Source organism: Paenilisteria riparia FSL S10-1204, assembly GCF_000525995.1.
Lineage (GTDB): Bacteria > Bacillota > Bacilli > Lactobacillales > Listeriaceae > Listeria_A > Listeria_A riparia.
This window is the reverse complement of sequence record NZ_AODL01000002.1, coordinates 137,991-154,654: the sequence shown is the minus strand read 5'-3', so window position 1 is coordinate 154,654 and position 16,664 is coordinate 137,991. Positions and strand designations below refer to the sequence as shown.

At 41.7% G+C, this 16,664-nt stretch carries 15 protein-coding genes and 1 pseudogene; 5 read left to right on the top strand and 11 right to left on the bottom strand.

Translation table 11 applies throughout. The annotated features are described in order from the left end of the window. Positions 1 to 60: 60 nt before the first annotated feature. Positions 61 to 1,338: an ABC transporter substrate-binding protein gene (locus PRIP_RS00920; RefSeq protein WP_036098969.1), complete on the bottom strand. Its 1,278-nt coding sequence runs from the start codon at positions 1,336 to 1,338 to the stop codon at positions 61 to 63. A 183-nt stretch (positions 1,339 to 1,521) separates the two neighbouring features. Between PRIP_RS00920 and PRIP_RS00915 the strand changes: the two genes are divergently transcribed. Beyond that, positions 1,522 to 2,541 (top strand): LacI family DNA-binding transcriptional regulator, encoded by a 1,020-nt coding sequence (locus tag PRIP_RS00915; RefSeq protein ID WP_036098968.1) that lies wholly within the window; start codon positions 1,522 to 1,524, stop codon positions 2,539 to 2,541. A 167-nt stretch (positions 2,542 to 2,708) separates the two neighbouring features. Here PRIP_RS00915 and PRIP_RS00910 read toward each other — a convergent pair whose 3' ends face one another. Further along, positions 2,709 to 3,440, bottom strand: a complete 732-nt coding sequence (locus PRIP_RS00910; protein WP_159101504.1) for a DUF1189 family protein — start codon at positions 3,438 to 3,440, stop codon at positions 2,709 to 2,711. 221 nt (positions 3,441 to 3,661) lie between these two features. Here PRIP_RS00910 and PRIP_RS00905 point away from each other — a divergent pair, with 221 nt between their 5' ends. Further along, positions 3,662 to 5,992, top strand: coding sequence for a glycoside hydrolase family 65 protein (locus PRIP_RS00905; RefSeq protein WP_036098966.1), 2,331 nt, complete (start codon positions 3,662 to 3,664; stop codon positions 5,990 to 5,992). Between the two features lie 52 nt (positions 5,993 to 6,044). Next, on the top strand, positions 6,045 to 8,282 hold the full coding sequence (locus PRIP_RS00900) for a glycoside hydrolase family 65 protein (RefSeq protein ID WP_036098965.1): 2,238 nt from the start codon (positions 6,045 to 6,047) through the stop codon (positions 8,280 to 8,282). A 339-nt stretch (positions 8,283 to 8,621) separates the two neighbouring features. Here the strand turns inward: PRIP_RS00900 and PRIP_RS00895 are convergent, their stop codons facing one another. The 3 genes from PRIP_RS00895 to PRIP_RS00885 form a co-directional block, all read right to left on the bottom strand. Next, on the bottom strand, positions 8,622 to 9,791 hold the full coding sequence (locus tag PRIP_RS00895; protein ID WP_036098964.1) for a spr1629 family repressor/antitoxin: 1,170 nt from the start codon (positions 9,789 to 9,791) through the stop codon (positions 8,622 to 8,624). 27 nt (positions 9,792 to 9,818) lie between these two features. Next, positions 9,819 to 10,538 carry a spr1630 family ClpXP-sensitive toxin gene (locus tag PRIP_RS00890; RefSeq protein ID WP_036098963.1) on the bottom strand — a complete coding sequence of 240 codons (720 nt, stop codon included), beginning with the start codon at positions 10,536 to 10,538 and terminating at the stop codon, positions 9,819 to 9,821. Between the two features lie 107 nt (positions 10,539 to 10,645). Further along, positions 10,646 to 11,041 (bottom strand): DUF805 domain-containing protein, encoded by a 396-nt coding sequence (locus PRIP_RS00885; protein ID WP_036098962.1) that lies wholly within the window; start codon positions 11,039 to 11,041, stop codon positions 10,646 to 10,648. Between the two features lie 144 nt (positions 11,042 to 11,185). Between PRIP_RS00885 and PRIP_RS00880 the strand changes: the two genes are divergently transcribed. Further along, positions 11,186 to 12,184 carry a ThiF family adenylyltransferase gene (locus tag PRIP_RS00880; RefSeq protein ID WP_036099083.1) on the top strand — a complete coding sequence of 333 codons (999 nt, stop codon included), beginning with the start codon at positions 11,186 to 11,188 and terminating at the stop codon, positions 12,182 to 12,184. A 14-nt stretch (positions 12,185 to 12,198) separates the two neighbouring features. Next, on the top strand, positions 12,199 to 12,684 hold the full coding sequence (locus tag PRIP_RS00875; RefSeq protein ID WP_036086598.1) for a MogA/MoaB family molybdenum cofactor biosynthesis protein: 486 nt from the start codon (positions 12,199 to 12,201) through the stop codon (positions 12,682 to 12,684). Positions 12,685 to 12,751: 67 nt separating this feature from the next. Here PRIP_RS00875 and moaA read toward each other — a convergent pair whose 3' ends face one another. The 6 genes and pseudogenes from moaA to PRIP_RS00845 form a co-directional block, all read right to left on the bottom strand. Then, entirely contained in the window at positions 12,752 to 13,753 is a 1,002-nt protein-coding gene (moaA, locus tag PRIP_RS00870; protein WP_036098961.1) for a GTP 3',8-cyclase MoaA, read from the bottom strand. Positions 13,754 to 13,771: 18 nt separating this feature from the next. Continuing rightward, positions 13,772 to 14,256: pseudogene (gene moaC / locus PRIP_RS00865) on the bottom strand (cyclic pyranopterin monophosphate synthase MoaC). Between the two features lie 15 nt (positions 14,257 to 14,271). Beyond that, positions 14,272 to 14,514, bottom strand: coding sequence for a molybdopterin converting factor subunit 1 (gene moaD, locus PRIP_RS00860; protein ID WP_036086595.1), 243 nt, complete (start codon positions 14,512 to 14,514; stop codon positions 14,272 to 14,274). Beyond that, on the bottom strand, positions 14,501 to 14,923 hold the full coding sequence (locus tag PRIP_RS00855) for a molybdenum cofactor biosynthesis protein MoaE (protein ID WP_036099082.1): 423 nt from the start codon (positions 14,921 to 14,923) through the stop codon (positions 14,501 to 14,503). The genes moaD and PRIP_RS00855 overlap by 14 nt, the downstream gene beginning before the upstream one ends. Next, positions 14,920 to 15,405, bottom strand: a complete 486-nt coding sequence (gene mobB, locus PRIP_RS00850) for a molybdopterin-guanine dinucleotide biosynthesis protein B (RefSeq protein ID WP_036098960.1) — start codon at positions 15,403 to 15,405, stop codon at positions 14,920 to 14,922. Before mobB ends, PRIP_RS00855 begins: the two co-directional genes overlap by 4 nt. After that, the gene (locus PRIP_RS00845; protein WP_036098959.1) at positions 15,384 to 16,604 is read right to left on the bottom strand and encodes a molybdopterin molybdotransferase MoeA; all 1,221 of its coding nucleotides are present in this window, start codon (positions 16,602 to 16,604) and stop codon (positions 15,384 to 15,386) included. Before PRIP_RS00845 ends, mobB begins: the two co-directional genes overlap by 22 nt. Between the last annotated feature and the right edge of the window lie 60 nt (positions 16,605 to 16,664).

The following is a 16,664-nucleotide window of genomic DNA, read 5'->3' as shown; positions in this document are numbered from 1 at the left end:
CTTTCCGCATCCCCTTGTAAAAAGGAAGAGCGACTTCGCAAGTAGCCGCTCCCAGCTTAGTTAATTTTTGAGTTGCGTTTTAATGTCGTTATTCGCTGTTTCCGTTGCTTTTTTCATTGCTTCTTTCAGTGTCATTTCACCTTTCAATGCGGATGGTAGCATGTTTTTGTATTGATCGGAAACGATAGATAGTGTTGTACCATCTTGCCAAGGCGTTGCATACTCAGCACCAGCTACAAAGGGTTTTAAAATCGGATCTGATTCAATATTCATTTCTTTTGCTACAGATTGGCGTGATGGGAGAACGGAAGCTCCTTCTGCCCAAGTTTTCATTCCAGTCTTCCCTGTGAAGTATTCAATAAGTTTCCAAGCTGCATCTTTGTCTTTTGCTGCTGCATTCATGGCGTAACTTACTGTAAATACCATTGTCCCTTTTTTCCCATCAATTGTCGGAACTTCTTTCGTTCCAAACTTCACATCTGGGAAGTTTTGTTTTAAATGTGCGATAGCCCAGTTGCCTTCTACCATCATCGCCGCTTTACCTGCACCAAATGAGTCACCAGACCAGTCTTGACCCAAGTCAGCGGGACGTTTTATCAAACCTTTTTGATACCAGTCAACTAGTGGTTGTAGTGCTGTAATAATTTTTGGATTGTCAAGATTAGAATAACCATCTTTTGTAAGAATTGGTTCACCAGATGCTTGTGCGATATACATTTGACGAGCTAAGTCAGCTGTGAAAGCGCTCGGAACAACATCTTTTGGTAATTTTGCTTTTAAACTTTCTAAAAAAGGACCCATTTTGTCAGCCGTTGTAGGGATTGTGTTGGGATCAATTCCAGCGTCGGCAAACATCTTCTCGTTATAAAAAATGCCTAGTGTCGAATAATCTTTTGGCAAGCCGTATTGCGCCTTATCTTCCCCTGTAAAAGCTTTGTATACTGGTTTATAAAAATCTTCTGTATCAAAATCCTTAGTTTTACTAATATAATCATCAAGTGGAGCTAGCACTTTCTTCTCGATGAGGCTTGGCGCAAGATACGCATCTACATAAAACACATCAGGTGCTGTTCCGCCAACTAAATCTGTTTGAAGTTGCGTTTCGTAATCGTTGTACACTTTCTCTTTTACTGTAATACCAGACTCTTTTTCAAAATCAGCAATTAATTTCTTCCGTGTTTTATTCTCAGCTTCCGTCCCTTTCCAAACACCAAGCGTCAATGTTTTACCGCTACCGCTGGCGGATGAATTATCTTTATCTCCATTTCCGCAGGCCACCGTAAACATCAATGCACATATCGCTGTTAAAACTCCCATTAATTTTATTGCTTTTCTCATACCTTACCTCTCCTTTTCGTTATCATTATAAAGAAAGCGTCTTCATTTAAGATTATTCTAATCCAAAACGTTTCGGATGTCAAGCGCTTATTTTAACAAAAGAAAAAAGTTTAGAGTTGTAAGTTTCGCCAATATACCCTAAAATAGGGATAAATAGTAATTTAAAAATGGGGGTATAACGTTTTGGCAACAATCAAAGATATCGCGAAAGACACTGGTTTTTCAATAACTACTGTTTCACGCGCATTAAATGGTTATAGCGACGTAAACGAAGAGACGCGATCCATTATTCGCGCCTCTGCAAAGAAATTACAATATAGCCCGAACATGCTTGCTCAGAGCCTCGTCACAAAGAAATCCAAAACAATCGGCCTGCTAGTTACGGATCTAAAAAGAGAAAGCGTCAAAGACAATTTTGTATTTGAAGTCTTGTGTGGCGTAGGTGAATACGTTGCAACTATAGATTATGAAATGATTCTGATTAGTACGACGACATCAAGACAGCGTAACAAAACATTTAGTCAAGTTGTTGGCGAGCGCAATTTAGACGGCGTTGTCATTCAAGGTTTAAAAAAAGATGACCCTTATTTGACAGAAGCCGTGACGAGCAATTTACCCACTGTACTCATTGATATCCCAATCGAAAATAGTACGACTGGATTTGTTACGTCCGATCAGGAAGACAGCGTAAAAACAGCTATCAAGTATTTATCACGGCTTGGCCATCAAAGGATCGCCTTTATGAATGGTCATAAACATGCTTATGTAAGTGAAATACGTTTCAAGGCTTATCAAGAAGCTCTGGCTGAAATCGGCATTGATTTTGATGAAAAATTGCTATGTTACGGCGATTTCGAAGAAGAAAAAGCGTATCAAATCGCGCTTAACTTCCTACTTGCGACACAAGATGTTTCTGCAATTTTTTGCGCCAGCGACATCATGGCCTTAGGGGTTTTGCAAGCGGCACGAGAGCTTCAAATCCGCATTCCTCAAGAACTCTCCATTATTGGATTTGATAATATTTTGCTAACACGTTATGTCAGTCCCTCGCTTAGCACCGTTGCCCAAAACCCGTTCGAGCTTGGCAAGGCCGCGGCTCAACTTGTATTAGAAATTATAAACAAAACTTCCAGCGCACACCATCTTATTTTGCAAAATGAACTAATTGTACGCGAATCAAGCGGTCCCTATCTTTCAAAATAGTTTAGAGCACTACACAGATAAATCAGCGACAAGCGCCTGTATTCTAAAGACTATCCGAAATAAGCAATTACAATCTCAATAGAAGTAACTTGGAGTGTTTAGAATACAAACGCTGTCGCTCGACTTTTTATAGCAGAATCCATGTCTTACCTGAGAATGGTTTCTGCTTATTTTTTATGGAAATTAGCTTTTATTTCGTTCCTTTTTAGCGTGTTAATTGTTAGAAAAACAAATATAATCACTGAAAACCAATAAATCATCGTGAAATATGGGATAAAAAATCCAGTCAGTTTCAAGATTGTTTTAATCGCAAGTGGCAACGTTAAACCGTAGGACGCGAACATCCAAAGCTGCTGATAACGAACCCCAGCTCCCCTACCAAACGGTATCGAAACGAGCGCGATAACAAAAACAAGCACCGCGCTAATTAATACTTGCAAAAAGGCCTTCACATATTGGTAAAAAAACGCCAGCTGTCTTAGCTGTGACTCATTGTCCTGCAATAGATGCAATACATCCTCATTCTTGTAACTCTTTTGCTGCCCCCAAATCGGCAAGCTACTATACGGCGTAGCGTTCGGTGACATCAATCCACTTTTGCCAAACTTAAATCCATCGGCTTGCAACATAATTACATAATCCGTCTTCGCCCGCTGCTTCACATCCCCGATCATAATTGTCGTATCAAAAACCGGAATTGGCACAATAAGCGGCTCTCCGTCATAAGCTAAGCCTTGTTGCGTCAAAGTAAACGGCTCCATTTCCGTTAAAAGCGCCTCATAGTCTAATTTCGACGTCTTCTGGAAGCTAGAAAAACTAAGAATAAGCGATGAAATCAACACGATACACAACAAGTAAAAAAAAAGATTTCCAAATACTCTGTGGCTCCCATTTTCCAACCGCTTTCCACTGATAAAACAAACTTTGCTGAAACTGTTCAATAATCCCCATTTCGCATCACATCCAAAACGTTATTTGTCTTTAAAAATCATATTAAACCATTACTCTATTTAAATCAATCCTAAAAATAAATTTGACTTTCCGAAACGTTTCGTATAAAATTTGAATCACAAAGAAAGCGTTAACTATTCATTTATTAAAATTGCGAAAGGATGCTATTATGTTATTAAAAAATGATAATCAAGCTTTAAATTACGATAAAGGGACCGGAGAGGAGAAGAATTGGCTCGTAACCGAAACCCGCTTTAACCCAGAATCACTTGGAAAAGTGGAAGCTGTTTTTAGCCTTGGTAATGGGTATATGGGATTGCGCTCTGCTACCGAAGAACGCTACTCCAATGAAGTTCGCGGTAACTTTATTGCAGGTACTTTCAATAAATTTTTAGGCGACAAAGAGGTTACAGAACTTCCTAACGCTGCGGATGTACTAGAAATGTCATTCACTTTAAATGGCGAGACCTTCCAACTAACACAAGGCGACATCCTCTTTTATGAACGCACATTGAACCTTAAAAAGGCAGAGCTAAAGCGCGATATTCATTGGCGTTCGCCAGCTGGTGATGAATACAAAATCATCTTTTCTCGTTTTGTGTCACTCGATAACCTCCATGTAATTGCTCAAAAAATAGCAATTACACCGCTCACAAACGATGTAACATTAAAATTAAATTCGGGAATCAATGGTCAAATCACAAACACTGGAACACAGCATTTCGAAGAAGGAGTGCTCAGACTATATGACCAAAAAATTATGAAATTAGAAGCACGCACAACCGAATCAGCTATTGATTTTGTTCATTTTTCTCGCCATGCTTTCACTTTAGAAAACGAGGAATTTACACCTAAAAACACTATTTTTATGGACCGCCGTAAGATTTTTACAACATTTGAACCAGAAACAATCGCCAAAAACCAAACAATTACGATTGAAAAAATATCTGGTGTATATACAAGTCGTGATAAGGACTGGGCAAACGTCGAGACTGCGCTGGAAACCTTCTCCCAAGTTGGAGATTATAGCACCCTTTTTACTGCCCATCAAAGCGCTTGGCAACAAAAAGTTTGGGAGCAATACCCGATTTATATTGAAGGCGTTGATTTTGATCAACTTGCAATTCGATTTGCGGTTTATCATCTTACAGGTATGACACCAGCTCACGATAATCGTATGAATATTGGTGCTAAAGGATTTTCAGGTGAGGGCTACAAAGGCCATGCTTTTTGGGATACTGAAATTTTTGTTTTACCGTTTTTCACAACGTCTAATCCTACGATTGCACGCCAATTGTTAGAATATCGTTCACTTTCTTTACCAGGAGCTGTACGTAAAGCCGCTGAAAATAATTACGAAGGCGCTATGTTCCCATGGGAGTCGGCTTGGTTGGAAGATGGCGAAGTAACACCTGTTTGGGGAGCCGCTGACATTATTACTGGCGAACCGACAAAAATCTGGTCGGGCTTTATTGAACAGCATATTACTGCAGATATTGCTTTTGCGGTATGGCAATATTATCAGTTTACTGGTGATCAAGACTTCATGGAGAAACATGGTTATGAGCTTATTTTTGCGACGGCTGTTTTCTGGCAATCTCGTCTTGAGAAAAAGGGCGATCGGTATGAAATTACTGGTGTGGTTGGTCCAGATGAATATAAAGAACATGTGGATAATAATGCTTTTACGAACTATATGGCGCACTGGAATTTGGAGAAAGCGATTCATTATTACGAGTTGCTACAGCAGGAAAATCCAGCGGTACTGGCTTCTCTTTCTGCTAAATGGGACTTGGAGCGCAACTATCCGAAGTGGCAAGAAAAATCGGCCAAGCTTTATTTGCCACAACCAAACGACGAGCTCGTTATTCCGCAAGACGATACCTATTTATCGAAAAAAATTATTGATTTAACGCCTTACAAAGCTTCTGCACAAGTTGGTGCTCTCTTCTTAGATTATAATTTAGAACAAGTAAATGATATGCAAATTACCAAGCAAGCAGACGTGATGATTTTGCTTTATTTATTAGAAAATGAATTTTCTCCAGAAGTAAAACAAGCCAACTGGGATTATTACGAACCGAAAACATTGCATGATTCCTCATTAAGTCGGGCGACACATAGTATTTTAGCCTCTGATTTAGGTGACAAAGCATTGGCTTATAGTATGTTCGAAAAAGCAAGTCGCATTGACCTTGGCCAAAATATGAAATCAAGCGATGCTGGTATTCACTCCGCATCAATTGGCGGCATTTGGCAAGTGGTTGTGAATGGTTTTGGTGGCGTACGTATGTTGGATGGTAAACTATTCCTTCATCCGCATCTTCCAGAAAAATGGACCGAGCTTTCCTTCCCAATTTACTGGAAAGGTTCTAGGCTAATCATTCATGTCACACAAACATCCACGAAAATTTTGAATACATCGAATCAAGATGTTGTGCTTACACTTAATGGTAAGGAAATATCAGTTGTAGCAAATACCACATTTACAACAAATTAAAATAGGAGGGGCATGCCAGTCACGGTCTGCTCCTCCTTTACGAGGTGTGTTTATGAAAAAAATTAACCCAAGCATTATTTATCCCATCGAAAACTGGCAAGTATCTGAAACTGCTTTTGATATTACTACTAATCAGCGTAGCGAAACTATTTTCACTGTTGGAAATGGATATATTGGTATTCGTGGCTGTCTCGAAGAAGCTGGAATTGAACTTGAAAATCACACGTTACCGGGAACATACATCAATGGCTTTTACGAAACGGCGCCAATTGTGTATGGTGAAGCGGCTTACGGCTATGCGGAAAATCACCAAACTATACTAAATGTGCCCAATGCATTGCCAGTAACAATCACAATGGATGGCGAGAAAATCTCATTATTTGCAGGTAAAATAACAAATCACACACGAAAAATCGCTTTTAAAAACGGATTATACGAACGACATATCACATGGACTTCTGCAAGAACTGGTAAACAAATCGCTATCTCCTTTTCTAGGCTTGTCTCCTTTACACGAAAACACATCGCAGCACTGAAAGTCCAAGTAACACCCATCAATTTCACGCAAGCAGACATTACGATTGAATCGGCTCTGCAAGGCGCGGTAACCAATCAAGAGCATGACGGAGATCCACGTGCAGGCGCGGCATTCTCTGGACAAGTTTTGCACACGAAACAAACGATACAGGAAAACGGCATTCTTGGGCTGGTGCAGGAAACACGTACTTCCAAACTAGAAATTGCGAGCGGAATCAAACATAGTATGCCAGGCGAAATCACTCAAAAAACCGATTTTTGGTCTGAAAAATGGCATTTTGATGGTTCAGAGCCAATAGAAATCACGAAATTTATTAGCTATGTGACAAAAACAGAAAATAATAGCGAAACTTTATGCACTGAGCTTACCAACGCTTCTTCGCTCGGTTTCGATACCCTTTTACAAGAGCAAACGGCTTTTCTCACTGATTTTTGGGAATCGTCTGATATTCAAGTTGCTGGGGATGATGCTTTGCAACAAGCACTGCGTTTCAATGCTTTTCATCTTTTGCAGTCAGTAGGTCGTGATGGTAAGACAAATATTGCAGCTAAAGGCGTCACTGGTGAGGGTTATGAAGGACATTATTTTTGGGATACGGAAATTTTCATTTTTCCATTTTTTGTATTCACAAATCCTGAGATAGCGAAGAAATTGCTTGAACATCGATACAGCCTTCTTCCTAATGCTAAAAAACGTGCTCGCGATTTGGCCTGTTCGGGCGCCCTCTTCCCGTGGCGAACAATTAACGGCGAAGAGGCCTCTGCCTATTACCCTGCTGGGACTGCGCAAATTCATATTAATGCCGATATTATGCACGCCTTAAAACTGTATGTTGAGGTTACCGGTGACACGCAATTTCTACAAGAAAAAGGACTAGAAATGCTTATCGAAACTAGTCGTTTTTATATGGATTATGGCGATTTTGTCGAAGGTCGCGGATTTACAATCAATGGTGTCACAGGGCCCGACGAATATACAGCGCTTATTAATAATAATACGTATACTAACTTGATGGTAAAAGATCAGTTAGAGTTTCTAATCGCCTCATTAACAGAAGAAATAGGCACACGATTTGACATTACGGATACTGAAATAAAGCAATGGGAACAGGCGGCTAAAAACATGTACATTCACCGAACTGATTCAGCGCTCATTGGACAAGATGATTCCTTTCTAGCAAAGGGAAAATGGCCTTTTGAAGAGACAAGCGAAGCACAGTATCCATTATTACTTCATTTCCACCCTATGAAAATTTATCAAAAACAAGTATTAAAACAAGCCGATCTTATTCTTGCTATGGTTTTACAAAGTGAGCGTTTCACAGCGGAGGAAAAATTGGTAAACTACGATTATTATGAACCGTTAACAACGCATGATTCCTCTCTTTCACCAGCAACCCATGCCATAATCGCAGCCGAGCTGAATCGTATGGAACAAGCTGTATCATTCTTCTACTATACCGCAAGAACTGATTTAGATGACTACCATCACAATGTCAAAGATGGTGTACACACTGCCGCAATGGCTGGAAGCTGGCTTGCGATTGTTTACGGGTTTGCTGGTTTACGTATCAAAAATGGCAGCCTGCACTTCCAACCAAAGCTACCTAAAGAATGGGCAAGTTATCAATTCCGTATTACCTTCCAAGGACGGCTGATTGAAGTGACAACAAACTTCAAAGGAACAACATATCGCTTAATTCACGGAGAAACTATTTCTATTTTTTCAGATAATAATAGCGTACAACTGTAGCAGAAGTCTTGCTAGGAATAGTTACCCACAATAAAATGAGTCTGGGACATAACCCAAATAAATCGGCGACAAGCGCTCGCATTCAGGGAGTTTGGCGGACTTCCGGTTCTACTTCGCATACGCTACGCTTAACTTCTCGCATGGTCGGGGATACGACTCCCTCCCTGCTTTCAGTCATCACATACACCAGTATGCTCCGCTTCCGGCTTCCACCAAACTCCCTGAATACAAATGCTTTCGCTCGATTTGTGTAAAGCAAAATTTTTCGTCTTACCCAAAGTAAATGGCTCGGCGGTTTTGCTTTATCTTGAGTTTCGTCCTAACATCTTAGTATGTTTTTTACTTAACATTAAATTTTGGACGTAGTATTTCGCCGTAATTTGAAAAAGTTTCGTTGGCTCGATATCTTTCGAAAAAAGTGCTCTCGATGGAGAATAGCTTTTCTAAGAGCGCTGTTTTTATGTTTAATATGTCTTCCATATCAGGTAATGTCGTAAGTTGATTGGACAAGATAACATGGAATAGGCTTCTTATTTTACCTGGTCGCTTTAAAGGCATGTCAGAATCAAGTGGTTCTTCTGTTTTATAGCCTTTATACGTAATTTGTCTGTAGAAATAGCTGTTTTGTTGTGGGGTTAGAAAGCCTAATTTGTAAGCTCGCATTTCTAAAGCTTGAATGGATACATTGTATTTTGCCTTTAGTTCGATGTACGCATCTGGATTGGATACTTTTTTTAGCTTCTGGAATTCTGGTGATATCATTTCTTCAGGAAGCAGAAAGTTAGCGGCAAACTGGTTAGCCTCGCTTTCTAACTGATTATATGTTGTTTTATCCAAAGAAAGAATGTCGATGTCGTGGTGCATTAGTAAATGTCCTAATTCGTGCGCCAAATCGAACTGGCGGCGTACTGCTGATTTCTTGATGCCTAGCACGATAAACGCAACATTGTTCGCTGACCAAGCACTGTAAGCATCCGCCTTGTCTCCTATGTCCTTTTCTACAACATAAATCCCTGACTTCTCCAGTTTCAGAAGTAAGTCTCCATTATCAGGAGCTATTGCCAAAACTTTTCTTGCTAATGTGGCAATTGCTTGGATACGCTTTTCTGGGCTCGTTTCTTGATAGTATAGTTGTAACGTTTTATTTCGGAGGTCATGGATCTCCCCCATTGGTACATTTACGTAGCTTTCTAATTGCGTAATCACTTCATAAATAAATTGAAGATACGTAACTTCCGTATATGTTTTCTTCCGAGAATGAATGTCCGCTAGACGATAAGCTACCGATCCTTCTTGGAAAACGGCCTCTGATTTGACATCTTGAAGGAAAAATTGCGTCTTTACATCGAATAATTCCTTGAGTTTCACCATGACTTCAAATTTAGGATTCGTTAACTGGTTTTCGAATTGCCAAATCGCTTGCTCGGATAATTGTAATTGTTCACCTAATTCTTTTCTGGATAAACCATAGAGGGTTCGGATTTTTTGAAGGTTCTCACCTTGGAACATGAAAAATCCCCTCCTTGAAATAACTCATTAGTTTCCTGTCTCCTCTTCTGCTGGTGCTGTATAGCCATAATCATCTGTGCCAACAAACTCTCCTTCATTTGAAATCACAGAATACTCCTCATCTTCAATCACAATTCTACTTGTCGCTAAATAAGGCGTTAGATTTTGAATAAGGTGTAGCTCACGCGTTTGTGCATCTGGGGCAACTAGTTCGATTTTTGTTACCTTTTTTGTCACCTGATCGGTTTCATATGTAACAATATAAAATTTGGAAATTGCCCCTTCACTAATACGTTTCTCCAAATTTTCTTTCTCCTCAAAATCGAAAAACTGTAGTTGAATTGTAATATCATCCATTTTTACTTGTTTTGTTCGAAGCTCTTCAATCCAAGAATTATTAATCATTGCGAGATCCACTAAATATCGACTTTGCTTATGAGAGCTTTGAAAAGTACGATTTAATCTGTGCACATTTTTTACAATGAATAGACATGTATCGTCATTCTCAGAAAACGTAAATTGCAAGTACTCCCATGACTCGCCTGCTTTTGCAAGCGTATCCTCTTCTATCAGGCCCTGTAATTTCTTAGCAATTGTGTCATCAATATGGTTGCCTTTCGTGAACGCATAGCCAGCCGATACTCTAAGCTCTTCTTTTTTCTGTCTGCGCTCATCTAAATAATTTTTGTAGCCCTCAAGAATGCCATCAACAACAGCCTGTGCTTGAAACTCATTTAAAGTTCCCATATACAGCCTCCAAGTCTAGTAATATCAGACCAATTATAACATAAATAGATACTTTACTAAACTAAAAACGACAAAATGAGAGGGAAAATTAAAGTGCTATGTCTGCGCTACTCTTCGTCATACTGGTTCAATCCTGGACTCGATTTCGCGCACATCATCAGTAAAATCATCAACTGGCCCACTGCTGGAATCAAGCCGACAAGTGCAATCCAGCCGCTAACATTGATGTCATGAAGACGGCGGACAATCAGTGTGATGCACGGTAAAATAATGGCGATCTGGTACAGCGCTAGTAAGACACTCGAAACTGCGACAACGATAATCCCTACGTGGCTGTCAAAACCTAATAAATCAAAAATATCGCGCGTTCTTGTCATGCCTGCAAGAATACTTTCGATTGCAATGTGCCATAACAGGACATACCAGAATTCCCATCTCACGGAACGTCCTTTAAAATTCGTATAGTTTAACCAAAATAAGCGATATGCAAAAAATAAATTCATTGTAACCTCCTGATGTTTTCGTTAGGTTCTCATTATACAATAATTTGTTGTTCCTGCCTACTTTATTATTTTTTCGGGGTTTTTACGGTATTATCGGTTCTTGTTTTTCTGGTAAAATGGAGGAGCAGAGAGAAGGTGTTTCAGATTGAGCGATATGATAGGCAAATGAGAGTAGCGCAGATTGGTGCAGCTGGACAGGAGCGTTTAAACAAAAGTACGGTGCTGATTGTTGGTGTCGGTGCCATTGGAACGTATGCGGCTGAGATTGCGACTCGTATGGGGATTGGACGATTGATTTTAGTGGATCGGGATTTTGTGGAACTTTCGAATTTACAACGGCAGACGTTGTTTACGGAGCAAGATGCGGCGCACAAAGAAGCGAAGGCTTGGGCTGCGGCGAAGGCTCTGCGCGCGATTAATCAGGATATTCGAATTGATTTTCTCGTGGATGATGCGAACGCGACGTCCTTATTGCCATTTGTAGGTGAAGTAGACGCGGTGCTTGATTGTACGGATAATTTTGCGACGCGGCGGTTTTTGAATCGGTGGTGTTTGGAGCAGAATGTGCCATGGATTTTTGCGTCGTGTGCGGGGACTTTTGCGAATGTGATGCCGATTATTCCGGGTGAGACGGCTTGTTTGCACTGTTTGATGGAGAAAATGCCGCTTTTCAATGAGACAAGCTGTGATATTATCGGAGTTCATGGGGCGCTCATTCCGATGCTGGCTGGGCTTCAGGTGTCACTTTTGACGAAGTTATTGATTGGTGAACAGCATTTAGCGCGTTATTATCAGTTGGACAATTGGGACATGACGTTTCAGGCGTTTCATGTGAAGCGGAATCCGGATTGTGCGGTTTGTGTGCATCATGATTACGGAGATACTACTTTTTCGCGGCAGCCAGTTTTGCTTTGCGGGCGTGATACGGTGCAGTTTCAGATTGGAGCGGCACTTGATTTCGACGCATTGCAACAAGTGCTTGTGAAGCAACAAATATCCTGTAACACCAATCGTTTCGTGCTTACATTTTCATTTGACGGCTTTGACTTTACGGTTTTCCAAAATGGGCGCGTACTCGTGCACGGGACAGATGATCTGGTTTTGGCAAAGAAGCAATATCAGCATTTTTTTAACGAGGTTTAAAAGGAGGCAAAATGATGGAGCAAAAGGAATTTATTCAGGCGCGTGTCGGGATCTTGACGATCAGTGATACGCGAAATTTGGACACGGACAAAAGTGGACAGTTGCTCGTTGCGGCATTGGAAGCAGCGGGACATGTTGTCACAGAACGGCTTGTCGTAAAAGACGATGATTTTCTAATCAACACCGGCATCGCAAAATTAAAATCACAATCTGATTGCGTCATTTCAAATGGCGGGACTGGAATTGCCGTTCGAGACGTCACGTTTGAAGCGCTTTGGGATCAGGTAGAGCAAGAGATTCCTGGCTTTGGCGAGCTATTTCGGATGTTGAGTTACGAGGAAATTGGAACCCGAGCGATGTTATCACGGGCCTTCGCAGGTTTTACGCACGATAATGTCTTGTTGTTTGTCGTTCCTGGCTCGACGAATGCATGTAACTTGGCAATTAATAAATTGATTATTCCTGAGCTGCCTCATTTCTTGGCGGAACGTAGGAAATAAGCGAAAAAGCGTTTAGAAACTCTAAAATCGGGTTTCTAAACGCTTCTTTTATTTAGCTTTTCTTCTATTACCCGCCGATTTGACTCATGCGTCTTGTCGTTGGTTTATGTGATTGCATTTCATCTTGCAAAGCAATCGCCATCTCATGACTTTCTGGCTTATTATCAATTGATTGCTGCACAAGTTCCATCAGTTTTTCCGGATTTTTAATCAGTGGACGAATGTTCATTTCTTCATCCCAATACAAACACGCCTTAATATAGCCGTCCGCCGTCAACCTCAAGCGATTACAACTCGCACAAAAATGAGAGCTGACTGGGTGAATCAAGCCAAATGTTCCTTTAGCCCCTTCCAAGCGAAAATTCTCAGAAGGTCCGTTACCGCGAATCGAATCCACAGGCTGATACGCAAATCCAGCTTCATCACAGGCGTCAAAAATCGTTTGCAGCGACAAATATTGTTTTTTCCAGCTATCTCCGGCATGACCAATCGGCATGTATTCAATAAAACGGATATTAATATCTTTATCTCGCGTAAACTCCAAGAAGTCCAGAATTTCATCGTCATTCTGCCCCTTGATCAAAACCACATTCAGCTTGATTGGGAAAAAGCCAACTTCCTCTGCTTTAGCAATGCCATCCAAGACTTTCTGTAGGCGACCGCCTCGCGTTATCGTTTTAAAACGGTCCTCCTGCAACGAATCCAAACTAATATTAACACGTGTTAGCCCCGCCTCTTTCAAGGCCTCCGCTTTTTTAACAAGATACATCGCATTGGTTGTTACCGCGATATCTTCAATTTCCGGAATTGCGCTAAGACCTGCAATAATATCCACAATATCCGTACGCAAAAGCGGCTCTCCGCCTGTAATCCGTACTTTCTTAATGCCGTATCCAACCATAATTTTCATGAAGTCAATAATCTCATCTTTCGAGAGAACTTCCTCATGCGGCAGGAAAGTCATACCTTCTTCAGGCATACAGTAGACACAACGCAAATTGCAACGATCGGTGACGGAAATACGAATATAGTCATGGACGCGTCCAAAACGATCGGTTAATAATGGCATGATATCAAACTCCTATCGTTATTTATCAAAGCGAAACTTACCGCTTTTGCCTCCTGTTTTTTCAACAAGATGGGTTTTTTCGATGACTATTTTTTTTATTCAATTGCTTTACACATATCATATACAGTTAAGGCGGTGACGGTGACTGCTGTCAGTGCTTCCATCTCGACGCCAGTTTTTCCAATTGTTACGACTTCGGCTAAAATGGTTAAATGATCTTTGCCGTCGTCAGTGAACATAATATTAACTTTCGTTGTCATAATCGGGTGACACATCGGGATTAGTTCACTTGTTTTTTTTGCGGCCATAATACCTGCTACTTGCGCAACGGCTAGGACATCGCCTTTGTCAATAAGACCGTCTTTTATGCGTCTTAATGTCGCTTCTTCCATCTGTAACGTGGCTGTGGCGATAGCGCGTCGCTGGGTCTCGCTTTTCTTTGTTACATCCACCATGTGGGCTCGCTGTTCTTCATTGAAATGGGATAATTCATCAGTCATCATATCGGCTCCTTCATCTCATCCTCCGCTTACTGGAGGGATTATCGCGATTTCTGAAACGTCTGTAAGCGCTGTGCTGTCCGTTTGAAACTCCATATTCACGGCAATCATACATTTATCCATATCTTGCGCGATTGCAGGAATTTCCTTACTTACTAACTGTCTCACATCTGCGACAGTCTTGCAATTAGAAAGGTCGAGTTTCACTTCCGAAGTGCCCGCTTTTTGAATGAGAAACGCGAAAAATTTAATGGGCGTCATCTCGCTCACCTCCCCAACGAATGCGATCCGTGTCGACTTCTTCTTTCCATATCGGCACGCGTTTTTTTAGCTCTTCGATAATGAAACGCGAACCTTCATAAGAAGCTGCGCGGTGCGGCGTGGCAACACCGATAAATACGGCAATATCCGTGAGCTGTAACTCTCCTAAACGGTGAATCACGATAACATCGGCATCCCATTTTTCTTCTACTTCGTTTGCTAGTTTGGAGAGTTCTTTTAGCGCCATTTCTTTGTAGGCCGTGTAGCGAATCGTCTTGGTTTGGATATCTCCCGTCCATTCTCGAATCGTCCCGGCAAACATGTTAACGGCACCAAATCTCGCATTTACAAGCTGCTGGTATGTCGAGCCAACATCAATCGGCTCATGTTGTAATCTAACATCTATCATGGCAAAAATTCCTTTATTATAGTTTGGCATAGTCGCTCTTGCTCTTCTTGCGTACTTAATTTCAAAATGGTATGCGGTAACCCGTCGCGAAAAGTACCTATCGTATGGATATTCGGAAGACTTTCGAGCGTTTTCACATCCTCTTCATCACGCACCATCACCAATTTTGGAAACGGACCTTCTTTATAGCCTTCAATCAAAACAACATCCGTACGTGGCAGTTTGGCAATCATGTCTTTTAACGTGATTCCTTCGTTTGCCATAATGGCATATTGTGACGAGGAAGAAATGGCAACCACATCGGCGCCGCTTTCTCGAAACGAGAACGTATCCGTATTAGGATGGTCCATTGAAAACACATGGGCATCATGTTTTATAACCGCAACCGTATAGTCTTGCGCTTTTAGCTGGTGTACAAAGCAGTTTGTCATCGTTGTTTTCCCGCTCTTTTTAAAGCCGGTTATTTGGAAGATAAACGCCATATCGAGACTTCCTCTCCTTTTAATTTACCCGTCTTGCCATGCGGAATCTCGATAAGGCATTCCGTTAAGTGCAGATTCCCGAGCGCACTGGACATATCACTGCCAACTGGTATTGCCGTCAGCTCGCCATCCTCATACAGCAATTGCCCGCGCAAAAAGCGATCATAAGCATTGTTTTTCGAATAATCCGCGCCTAATTTTGCTTTTTGGAACACGAACTGCGTTTCTATATCACCTTGCATCTTGGCAATCACTGGCGCAATCAGCAAGTGAAAAGCCGTGAAGCACGCACCAGGATTTCCAGAAAGCGCAGCAACGAGCGTATCCTCATAAACCATCGCCGTTGTCACACTACCCGGCCGCATCTGAATTTTATTATATAGCAGTTCTGCATCCTGTTTTGCAATAATGGCCATAAAGTCAAAATCGCCAACCGACACGCCTCCCGTTGTCAAAATCAAATCCGCCCGTTGCGCCAGACTTTGCAATCGTTCTTTCGTCAGCGCCAAGTCATCCTCGATTTGCTCCACCGCAATAACCTGCGCACCAGCATCCGCCGCCAGTGCCGCCAACATTAAATGATTACTATTGAAAATTTTACCATCAGAAAGTGGCGTCCCTGGTTGTACAAGCTCAGAGCCCGTCGACAAAATCGCCACACGCGGCTTGCGGAACACCGCCACATCAGGCACCCCAAAAGCAGCTAGCAGACTAATCGAACCCGGATTCAGATGATGATGAGGTGTCAACAACGGCGCACCGTCTTGAAACTCCTCACCGCGCTCCGTAATGTTCGTATTTTTGTGCGTATTTATCAGCTCAATCGTGTCCGCGTCATTCGTCTCGCGTGACTGTTCCAACATAATCACCTTGCCAGCGTTCTCCGGCACCTTGGCTCCCGTCATAATTCGCACCGTCTCGTTCTCCTGCAAATCATGATTATACGTCGCACCACACGGCACGTCCGCTACAACCCGAAATGTCCTCGGATAATTCGCATCATCCTCCGCCCGAATCGCGAAACCGTCATATCCCGAGCGTCTGAAATAAGGCATCGCCATCGTCGCATGCACCGTTTCCGCCAAAATCCGCCCGTTCACATCCGCAATCCCAAGCCGCTCAGCGCCCAGCATCACCGCCTTATCCAGTAACCTCCGCTGTGCTTCTTCCACACGAATCGCTACCCGTCTATCCAACATTCCAGCCACTTCCTTTTTCGCAAATTTCAGCTAGTTCTACTATACATCAAGCACCTCAAA

Excerpts from the sequence above, each read along its gene's own strand:
- moaD (WP_036086595.1), bottom strand. The coding sequence starts at position 14,514 with ATGACGCCCATTAAATTTTTCGCGTTTCTCATTCAAAAAGCGGGCACT.
- moaA (WP_036098961.1), bottom strand. The coding sequence starts at position 13,753 with ATGCCATTATTAACCGATCGTTTTGGACGCGTCCATGACTATATTCGT.
- PRIP_RS00890 (WP_036098963.1), bottom strand. The coding sequence starts at position 10,538 with ATGGGAACTTTAAATGAGTTTCAAGCACAGGCTGTTGTTGATGGCATT.
- PRIP_RS00855 (WP_036099082.1), bottom strand. The coding sequence starts at position 14,923 with ATGATAGATGTTAGATTACAACATGAGCCGATTGATGTTGGCTCGACA.
- PRIP_RS00885 (WP_036098962.1), bottom strand. The coding sequence starts at position 11,041 with ATGAATTTATTTTTTGCATATCGCTTATTTTGGTTAAACTATACGAAT.
- PRIP_RS00905 (WP_036098966.1), top strand. The coding sequence starts at position 3,662 with ATGTTATTAAAAAATGATAATCAAGCTTTAAATTACGATAAAGGGACC.
- mobB (WP_036098960.1), bottom strand. The coding sequence starts at position 15,405 with ATGGCGTTTATCTTCCAAATAACCGGCTTTAAAAAGAGCGGGAAAACA.
- PRIP_RS00900 (WP_036098965.1), top strand. The coding sequence starts at position 6,045 with ATGAAAAAAATTAACCCAAGCATTATTTATCCCATCGAAAACTGGCAA.
- PRIP_RS00920 (WP_036098969.1), bottom strand. The coding sequence starts at position 1,338 with ATGAGAAAAGCAATAAAATTAATGGGAGTTTTAACAGCGATATGTGCA.
- PRIP_RS00895 (WP_036098964.1), bottom strand. The coding sequence starts at position 9,791 with ATGTTCCAAGGTGAGAACCTTCAAAAAATCCGAACCCTCTATGGTTTA.
- PRIP_RS00875 (WP_036086598.1), top strand. The coding sequence starts at position 12,199 with ATGGAGCAAAAGGAATTTATTCAGGCGCGTGTCGGGATCTTGACGATC.
- PRIP_RS00845 (WP_036098959.1), bottom strand. The coding sequence starts at position 16,604 with ATGTTGGATAGACGGGTAGCGATTCGTGTGGAAGAAGCACAGCGGAGG.